Annotated in this window: 8 protein-coding genes; 1 reads left to right on the top strand and 7 read right to left on the bottom strand. The window is 65.5% G+C overall.

The annotated features are described in order from the left end of the window. Positions 1–350: 350 nt before the first annotated feature. Both HA630_RS21880 and HA630_RS21875 read right to left on the bottom strand, forming a co-directional pair. Entirely contained in the window at positions 351–1,373 is a 1,023-nt protein-coding gene (locus HA630_RS21880; RefSeq protein WP_166837685.1) for a hypothetical protein, read from the bottom strand. Positions 1,374–1,903: 530 nt separating this feature from the next. Beyond that, complete coding sequence (locus HA630_RS21875) at positions 1,904–3,400, bottom strand: GGDEF domain-containing protein (protein ID WP_166837683.1); 1,497 nt, start codon at positions 3,398–3,400, stop codon at positions 1,904–1,906. A 324-nt stretch (positions 3,401–3,724) separates the two neighbouring features. On the opposite strand from HA630_RS21875, the gene HA630_RS21870 reads away from it, so the two are divergent. Then, positions 3,725–5,332, top strand: coding sequence for a Na/Pi cotransporter family protein (locus HA630_RS21870; RefSeq protein WP_166837681.1), 1,608 nt, complete (start codon positions 3,725–3,727; stop codon positions 5,330–5,332). Positions 5,333–5,356: 24 nt separating this feature from the next. Here the strand turns inward: HA630_RS21870 and HA630_RS21865 are convergent, their stop codons facing one another. The 5 genes from HA630_RS21865 to arsB all read right to left on the bottom strand — a co-directional run bounded on the left by HA630_RS21865 (position 5,357) and on the right by arsB (position 9,330). Next, positions 5,357–5,593 (bottom strand): thioredoxin family protein, encoded by a 237-nt coding sequence (locus HA630_RS21865; RefSeq protein WP_166837679.1) that lies wholly within the window; start codon positions 5,591–5,593, stop codon positions 5,357–5,359. A gap of 26 nt (positions 5,594–5,619) precedes the next feature. After that, the gene (locus HA630_RS21860) at positions 5,620–7,068 is read right to left on the bottom strand and encodes a permease (RefSeq protein ID WP_166837677.1); all 1,449 of its coding nucleotides are present in this window, start codon (positions 7,066–7,068) and stop codon (positions 5,620–5,622) included. Between the two features lie 84 nt (positions 7,069–7,152). Next, positions 7,153–7,890, bottom strand: coding sequence for an arsenical resistance protein ArsH (gene arsH, locus HA630_RS21855; protein WP_371809320.1), 738 nt, complete (start codon positions 7,888–7,890; stop codon positions 7,153–7,155). Further along, on the bottom strand, positions 7,883–8,305 hold the full coding sequence (gene arsC / locus HA630_RS21850; RefSeq protein WP_166837673.1) for an arsenate reductase (glutaredoxin): 423 nt from the start codon (positions 8,303–8,305) through the stop codon (positions 7,883–7,885). The genes arsH and arsC overlap by 8 nt, the downstream gene beginning before the upstream one ends. Next, a complete protein-coding gene (arsB, locus tag HA630_RS21845; RefSeq protein WP_166837671.1) occupies positions 8,302–9,330 on the bottom strand; it encodes an ACR3 family arsenite efflux transporter in 1,029 nt (342 codons plus the stop codon). Before arsB ends, arsC begins: the two co-directional genes overlap by 4 nt. Between the last annotated feature and the right edge of the window lie 5 nt (positions 9,331–9,335).

Here is a 9,335-nt window from a genome sequence, read left to right as displayed (position 1 = left end):
CGCTGGCTGCTGCGCATGATCGCCAAGAAGGGCATCACCTTCTTGGGCCAGCTTTTTTTGCGCCTGCGCGCAGTGTTGACCCCGGCCTTGGCTCAGGCTGGTTGGCTCGCAAAACTTCCTCCAATGGACGCGCAACCGGTGTCAAACCGGCTGCGCGTGGCTTGAAATGAATAAATCAGGGGCGACCAAGTAAATATCCCGGTCACGCCAAACAAAGTCATCATGTCGGCAGCTAGCCCGATCATGTCTTTTAGAGTCATCGATGTGTTGGCCATGATGGCTGAAGGTGGCTAACGTGCAAGCTCAGGGGCGCGCCGCTTGCGGCGCGTCCCTTGGAGCGAATGTTAGATTCACTCACCTTTGCCGCCAGCTTTGGAAAGCAGCTCAACAACTGACTTCGGGCTTGGGCTGTCACCACCAGACGCACCACCCGTATAACCAGTGTTTTGAGGGGAGAAAATGCAACCGGCTGCCTGAACCATGATCGCTTCTCGGATGCCATGGTCACTTGCTGCCTCAACCAATGCTCGGTGCGTCATCAATGCATTTTGACGGTGGCGATTCACAATCGCATTGTGCTTGTGACTCAGGAAATTGCGTGCGGAAAGAAACAGCATGTAGGCCAACACGGAGAAAACAAGAACCTTGCTAATAGCAAGCTGGATGGTTTCGTAGTTTGAGGTTGGGGTAAGAAATGGAATTTTGTGCAGGAATACGCTTAACGCGGCATATACGCCAAGAGCGATAGCAAGATTCACGGTGCGGGTTCGCCAAGTTTCGGCCTCGGTGTCGTGCCTATCAGCTTCGGCACGAAAATGCGCCGACTGCTGTGTTACCCCTTCTTCCGCAGCAACGGAACGAATTTCAGTAAGTACTCGTTGCGCTTCTTTTTCGTGCTCTTGAAGCTGGGCTTCTACTTTTCCTGCACGATCAGAGATTGCTTGCATTGTCGCCCGAGCATCAGAATCAAGTCTTTGGAAATCAGCAGACCGGTGTAGTGAGTAGGCGATATATGGGTGCAGCGTTTGGAATGAGGGGTCATAGGACGCAGTGAGTTGCTGAATGATTGAATCTCTCGTCGCCTGCGGGTTTTGTTGTGATGCGAGCTTAAAGTCGAGAGCCTGCTTCAGGAGCGCAAAATCAGAATTCGCACGATCTCTGACTTGTTGAAGCCCCTGCTGCGACAGATCATCAAGGGCAGTAACAGACAATCGTTTGTATAGATCAACAAGCCGCGTAGCAGGTTCTACGGCATCAAGAAAGTTGACCTCGCTACCCAGTTCCCGCTCTCGCGGAAGTGATGAAACATCAAATTGCTGCATCCTGGCTAGCGACTCTTCTGCTTCTGTTCTGATTTTCGTTGGCGTGGCCATGTTGTTCTCCCTGAGGCAAGTGTGATGCGTGTGAATCTAACGTGCAGTAAACACCCGATTGGGCGCATATCCATTTAACAATTTGGTGTATAGCAAGACCATCGTCCCTCTACAGTCTTCTTGCGATGCCCCTTTTTTGTTCTATATGCAGGGGCATACAAACCAACCACGCATGCTGCTCGTCCAACGACGCGCTGCGGTGTATTTTTAGCACTGTACCTTACGCTCACTGTGCGGAGCAACATCTTTTGATGGGGCGGCTTTGAACGTTGTTCGGCGGCGTTGGCACCGTGACAATCTTGGCACGTTTTGACGAAATTTGGCGAGCGAAGACGGGCCTAAGTTGTTGAAAAATATGGGTTACAGACCCCTGTTAATCCGTAGGTCCCTGGTTCGAGCCCAGGTCGGGGAGCCAAAAAAACCAAGCACTTGGCCCACTTTCAGTGGGCTTTTTGCTTTCTGGCGACTTGGTGCTGCGTGTTTGCAGCAAGCAACGCGCAACACGTCCTGCGGCACGCTGCACCGGCCGCTCAAGCGCCAGCGTTTGGCAATGTTGACGCTTGCTTGTGCTCCTGCTTCTGCAGGTACATCCGGGCATCCGCCTCGGCCAGCAGTTCCATGAGCGACAGCTCATCCTGCGGTCGGCAGCCGACCGAGCCGACACTGAACGACAAGGGATCGGGCAAGACGCCGTCCTTGTTGAACCGCCCCAAGGCGCGCTGCAAGCGCTGCAGCATGGACTCGGGTGTGTCGCCGCTGACGGCCAGCACGGCAAACTCGTCCCCGCCCAGCCTGGCCACCAGGTCAGACTCCCGGAAACTGGCTTTCAAAAGCTGCGCCGTTTCAACAATCATGGTGTCGCCGGCCTGGTGCCCGCGTTCGTCGTTGGTGCGCTTGAGGCCGTCCAGGTCGATGTAGATCAGGGTCAGCTCGTTGCGGACCCGGCGCGCGGTCTTGAGGGCTTGTTCGGCCAGCAGGAAAAAGCCCCGTCGGTTGAGCAGCCCGGTGAGTTCGTCGGTCAGGGACAGGCGGTGCACCCGTTCTTCGGCCTGCTTGCGCTCGGCGATTTCCTGGGCCAGCTGTTCGTTGGCCAGGGTCAGGGCCTGCGTTCTGTCGGCCACTTTGGCCTCCAGCTGGCTGTTGAGCTCGGCCAACTGCACCAAGGCCTGCTGGCGCTGCCGGTCGGCCAGGTGGAGCTTGTAGGCGACGAGCAGAATCACCGCGGTGGACGCGGCCATTGCGCTGACGGCCGACACCGCGTAGCCGAACCGGCTGTCGTACCACTGCGCCTTTTCACCCTGGAGCACCAGCCAGTCCAGCCACAGCAACAGCAGGGGCACCATCCACAGCAAGCGGCGCGCCACGTCCCCGCCAGCCGAACGGCTCAGGATGATGGGCAGCATGCCCTGCCGGGGCCTGGAGGCCAGCATGGCGACGCTCAGCAGGACCAGCGCCACGGCCGTGTGCAGCGCCACCGAGGTGTAGCCAATGACCTGGTACAGCGAACTGACCCCGAAGGCATAACCGGTGACGGCGAGGACGCCGAAGAGCAGCACCCACACCGCCAGCACGCAGGGAACGTGCGTCCAACGCCCCAGCAGCAGGGAGAAACTGGAGAGCAGCAGGCAAATGGCGGTCACCGGCGCCATCCGGCCCGGGTACTCGGCGGGCATGACCCGTGTGTCGTCCAGAAACAGGAACTGGTCGATGCCGAAATCCTGGTGACTGAGGTATTGCAGCAGCGTGAGGCCGCTGACGACCGCGACCAGCAGCGCGATGGCCTGCCCCGCCGCGTACAGGGTGGGCGGGACCGCCGCCCTGGCCCGCTGGAACACCACCGCCCCGAGCAGGCACAGGCACAGGGCCGTGTTCGGCACCATGGACACCAGGCCGGGGACCACGTGCTTGAGGCTGGCAATGCCGAACGCCCAGCCCAGCAGCACACCGGCCCCCACCAGCGACACCGTGGCCGCGGCGGCTTGGGCGGTCCACAGGGAGGCCGCGATGCGAGAGTCTGGTGTGGACATGTGCGCGGGGGGGCGTCGCCTGCTGGAACGCCTGAACCGATCAACCATGATGAAACTGCCATTGTTTCACACGGCACCCCAGCGCGGGTGGCTGGCTAGAATGCCACCAGGGTGTTGCCAGGGTGCGACAACCGCCACCCCAGACCCCGGCCACCCCAACCGCCGATTGCCCATGACCTCCCCACTTCTCCCGAGTGACCCCAGGGCCCTGACGCAGACCCTGGGTCTGCCAGCCCCGGAACCCCGCCCAGGTTGGGCAACCCACCACGCCCCCACCCGCCCGCGCCCGCGGGGGCAGCTGGTGGCACCGCTAGGGTGAATCCGATGCAGGAGATGCTGTTCCCGTTTGTCGGTGGCCTGGGCCTGTTCCTGATCGGAATGATGCTGCTGTCCCAGGGGCTGGTGGCCTTTGGCGGCGACCTGCTGAAGCGGGCGCTGTCGCGCTTCACCGGCACCCCCACCGCGGCGGTGGTGTCGGGCGCGCTCGCCACGGTGGTGGTGCAGTCGTCGTCGGCCACCACCGTCACCCTGATCGGCTTCGTCAGCGCCGGCCTCATCAGCTTCAGCCAGGCCATCGGGGTGCTCATCGGCGCCAGCCTGGGCAACACCGCCACCGGCTGGATCGTGGCCGGGTTGGGGCTCAAGGTCAACCTCGGCTTTTACACGCTGCCCCTGATCGGGCTGGGCGCGCTGCTCAAACTGACGGCCAAAGGCCGGCTGGCCGAATTCGGGCTGGCCCTGGCGGGCTTTGGCACCATGTTCACCGGCCTCAACACCCTGCAGGACGGCATGCGCGGCCTGGCCACGGTGTTCGACCTGGCCAGCCTGCCCTCGGGCGGCTACGGCGCCAGCGTGCTGATCCTGCTGTTCGGTCTGGCGCTGACGGCGGTGCTGCAGTCGTCCACCGCGGCCATCGCCACCACGCTGACCGCGCTGCACACCCAGACCATCAACTTCGACCAGGCCGCCGCCCTGGTGGTGGGTGCGGCCATCGGCACCACCCTGACCGGGGCCCTGGTCACCATCGGCGGCACGCTGCACGCCAAGCGCACGGCGGTGGCCTACATCCTGTTCAACGCGGTGGCCGGGGCGCTGGCCATCGCCCTGCTGCCGCTGCTGTTCTGGGTGATTGCCTGGCTGGGCACCCATGCCGGTCTGGACGCGGGCGCCATGAGCCTGGCCGCCTTCCACACCCTGTTCATCGCGCTGGGGGTGGTGCTGTTCCTGCCGGTGGTGCCGCGCTTTGCCGGTCTGGTGGAGCGGCTGCTGCCCGACAAGGGCGAGCCGCTGACGCAGCGGCTCGACGACTCCCTGCTGGCCCTGCCGGCGGTGGCGCTGGAAGCGGCGCAGCGGGCCCTGGAGCAGACCACCGAGCAGCTGCTGGCGCTCTACAGCGACCTGCTGACCCCGGCGGCGCCCGCCCCCACGCCGGGCCGCCTGCAGGCGCTGGGGCGTTCGCTGGACACGGCGTACGCCTTCGTCAGCCGCATCGAACTGCGGCCCGACGACGCCGCCGCGGCGGCGCAGCGGATCGCGCAGCTGCACGCCATCGACCACCTGCTGCGCTTTCGCACCCGGCTCGACGACCTGTTGCACGCCGGCCTGGACCTGAGCGCGCCGGGCTACGCCTGGGCCCTGTCGCACAACCGGCAGATGCTGGCGCTGGCGCGGCAAGGGCTGGCCGCGCGGCGCCTGGACGAGGCCCTGCCGGAGCTGGAAGTGAACGCCCTGGGGCTGACCGAGCTGTCGCGCCAGATGCGCCACGCGCTGCTGGACGGCTCGGACACGCCGTCCGGGCCGGCGGCCGACCTGCTGGCCAAGGCCGACGCCTACCGCTGGCTGGAGCGCACCGGTCACCACATCTGGCGCATCGGGCACTACCTGGCGCGGGGGCGGCCCACAGGGGCGGCCGCTCCAGACCGGCTCGCCTGAGGCCCTGCCGCCCAGGCCGGCCCCTCAGGGCGTCAGCCACTGCTGCATTTCGGCCTGGGTGGGTATGCGGCCACTGGCCACCACCTGGCCGTTGATGACCAGCGCGGGCGTGGACAGGATGTCGTGGGCCAGGATGGCCTGCAGGTCGGTGACTTTTTCGATGGTGGCCGCCACGCCGGTGCTGGCCACGGCCTCCCGCGCCACGGCCTCCAGCTTTTTGCAGTTGGCACAGCCCGAACCCAGGATCTTGAGGTGCAACATCGGAACTCCTTGAAAGAAAACGGCCATCAGGCGCCGGCCACGGTGCGCCGCTGCCGGCGGTGCAGCGTCCACATCAAACCGCCCAGCAGGGCGACGCTGGCGGCCAGACCGCCCACCAGCCGCCACACCGACAGGCCATCCACCCACGCACCGTACAGCAGCCCGGCCGCCACACTGAACAGGGCCACCAGGCCCACGTAGGCGGCGGTTTTGGGGCGGCCCATCACGGCAGCCACCATCAGCATGCTCTGCAGGCTGAGCTCCGGGTCGGCCATCAGGTAGGCCAGCAGCGGGCCGGGGTGCATGCCCAGGTCGAGGAACATCCGGGCCACCGGCACCTCCACCAGCGTCGGGAAGTACATGAACACGCCAAACACCACGGCCACCAGGTTGGCCGTGACGCTGTTGGTACCGGCCAGGGTCTCTATCCATTCGGGGCGAATCAGCTGGCGCACCACGCCCACCACGAACACGCCCACCACCAACAGCCCAAAAATCTGCTTCACAAAGCGCCAGGCCTCCCACAGCCAGGCCTGGCGGTCATCGGCCCCCAGCGCGCTGGCGTGGTGCCAGACGGCCCACAGGCAGGCGGCGACCCCAAAGAAGCGGCCGGTGATGGCCAGCTCCAGCCCGCCCGCTTGTGGGGTGAAGCGCAAGGCGGCCACCAACAGGGTGGCCGCCGTCAGGCCCAGCGTCACCCAGGTCCAGCGGTTGGGGCCTTCGATGATGTCTTCCAGCCCCTGCCATGCGGTCATCGCAATGGCGACCAGCAACCCGATGAGCAGGGAGCCTTGGAGCGTGACGCCCTCCTCGCCCTTGGCCGCATCGAACGGCACCCATTGGAACAAGGTGGCCTGCCAGGCTTCGGCCCAACCCAGGGGCAAGGTCAGCGTCGCCACGGTGGTGGTCAGTGGCCAGAGCTTGAGGGTGCCCGCCACCAGCAACGCGACCATGGAGAGCAGCAAGCCAGTGGCCGCCGGTGCCAGGCGGGCCTGCTGCGCAAACAGCGCGTCGGTCTGCGCGTCGTGGGTGGCGTCGTCGCGCCAGAACAGCAGGGCCATCAACAGGCCGATACCGGTGCCGAACAGCAGGCAGAGCAGCAAGCGCGCCAACGCCAATTCCGCCCCCAGGATGCTGCCGGTGTAGGCCAGCGCCATGATGTTGCCCGCCGGCGCAAAGAACAGGAAGGTGACGGCCGGCCCCACCCCCGCCCCCTTGCGGTAGATGCCGCCGAACAGCGGCACGATGGTGCAGGAACACACCGCCAGCAAAGAGCCGGCCGCCGCGGCCGCCGGGTAGGACACATGGGCCGGCGTGTGGCGCCCCAGCCAGCGGGTGATGCTGGCCTTGGGGATGAGCGCCGCCATGGCGCCCGCGATGAAAAACGCCGGGACCAGGCACAGCAGCACGTGGGCCGCCAGGTAGGCGGCCAGGTTGCCGGCGCCGGCGCCCAACAGGTGCAAGACAACGTCCATGGGGTCCTCCCAATGCGCCTGAGTCTAGCCCCGGCCCCGGTGCATTGGGTTGACCAGGGTCAAGCCCGGCCCAGCAGACCGACCTCAGGTGGCTGGGGTCAGATGCACCCGCTGGGACAGTGCCTCGGCCGTTTCCTTGCGTTCGCTGTAGCGGTCCACCAGGTAAAGCGACACATCCCGCGTGAGCCAGGTGAACTTCACCAACTCCTCCATGACGTCCACCACCCGGTCGTAGTAGCTGGACGGCCTCATCCGGTTGTCGTCACCGAACTCCTGGAAGGCCTGGGCCACCGACGACTGGTTGGGAATGGTCAGCATGCGCATCCAGCGCCCGAGCACGCGCATCTGGTTCACCGCGTTGAACGACTGGCTGCCCCCGCAGACCTGCATGAGCGCCAGCGTCTTGCCCTGCGTGGGGCGCACCGCGCCAGCGGACAAGGGAATCCAGTCGATCTGCGCCTTCATGATGCCGGTCATGGCACCGTGGCGTTCGGGCGAACACCACACCATGCCTTCGGCCCACTGCGCCAGCTGGCGCAATTCCTGCACCTTGGGGTGGCTCTCGGGCGCGTCGTCCGGCAGCGGCAGCCCGCAGGGGTGGAAGACCTGGGTTTCTGCGCCCATCGCCTGGAGCAAGCGGGCGGCTTCCTCGACCAGCAAGCGGCTGAAGGACCGCTGCCTGAGCGAGCCGTACAGCAACAGGATGCGCGGCGGATGGCGGGAGCGGACCGGCGAAGCCAGACGCTCAGGGTCTGGCACCCGAAAAAGCGCGGGGGCAACGGCAGGCAGTGCGTGCAACGGCAGGGTGGCGACTTCAGACACGTTGCCCATCCTGGTCCACCACCACCTCACCGTCCTCCTTGGTGAACGCGCCCTGCTGCGGGTTCGGCAAGATGTCCAGCACCCGCTCCGATGGCCGGCACAGGCGCACGCCCAACGGCGTGCGCACGATGGGCCGCTGGATCAGGATGGGGTGCTGTTCGATGGCGTCCAGCAGCTGCGCATCGGTCAGCGCCGGATGGCCCAGCCCCAGCGCGTCGTAGGGCGTGCCCTTCTGGCGCAGCACATCGCGCAGGCGCAGGCCCATGGCGGCCACCAGGGCCAGCAGTTCCGCGCGGCTGGGCGGTGTTTGCAGGTACTCGATGACCTGCGGCTCCACCCCGCTGTTGCGGATCAGCGCCAGCACGTTGCGCGAGGTGCCGCAGCGGGGGTTGTGGTAGATGGTGATGTCGCTCATGCGCGGTCTCCGGGGTGGGCACGGGGTTGCCAGGCGTTGACGATGGCGACCAGCGACAGCATCACCGGCACCTCCACCAGCACGCCGACCACGGTGGCCAGCGCCGCGCCCGACTGCAGGCCAAACAGCGAAATGGCCACGGCCACCGCCAGCTCGAAAAAGTTGGAGGTGCCGATCAAGCAGGCCGGGCCGGCCACGTTGTGCGGCAGCTGGAGCCAGCGCGCCCCCCACCAGGCCAGGAAAAAGATGCCGTAGGTCTGCAGCACCAGCGGCACCGCGATCAGCCCGATCACGCCCGGCTGCGCCACCAGGGTTTCGGCCTGGAAGCCGAACAGCAGCACCACGGTGGCGATGAGCCCGGCCACCGACCAGGGCTTGATGCCGTGCACGAAAGCGTCCAGCGCCGGGCGCGAACGCCGCAGCAGGGCGCGCCGTGTCAGCAGACCGGCCATCAGGGGCAGCACCACGTAGAGCACGGTGGACAGCAGCAGCGTCTCCCACGGCACGGTGACGTCGGTCACGCCCAGCAAAAAGGCGGCAATGGGCGCAAAGGCGAACACCATGATGAGGTCGTTCACCGACACCTGCACCAGCGTGTAGTTGGCGTCGCCCTTGACCAGTTGGCTCCACACGAACACCATGGCGGTGCACGGGGCCACGCCCAGCAAAATCATGCCAGCGATGTATTCGCTGGCCGATTGCGGGTCCACCCAGGGCGCAAACAGGTGCTGGAAAAACAGCACGCCCAGCGCCGCCATGGTGAAGGGCTTGATGAGCCAGTTGACCACCAGCGTCAGCAGCAGGCCCTGCGGGCGCTTGCCCACGTCCTTGACCGCGTGCCAGTCGATCTGAATCATCATTGGGTAAATCATCACCCAGATGAACACCGCCACCACCAGGTTGACCTGCGCGACCTCCAGCGCCGCCACGGCCTGGAACACCCCGGGCACCGCCAGGCCCAGCCCCACGCCGGCCAGAATGCCCAGCCCCACCCACACCGTCAAAAACCGTTCAAACAGGCCCATGGTGG

Source organism: Aquabacterium sp. A08, assembly GCF_011742065.1.
This window is presented reverse-complemented; position numbering and strand designations above follow the sequence as displayed.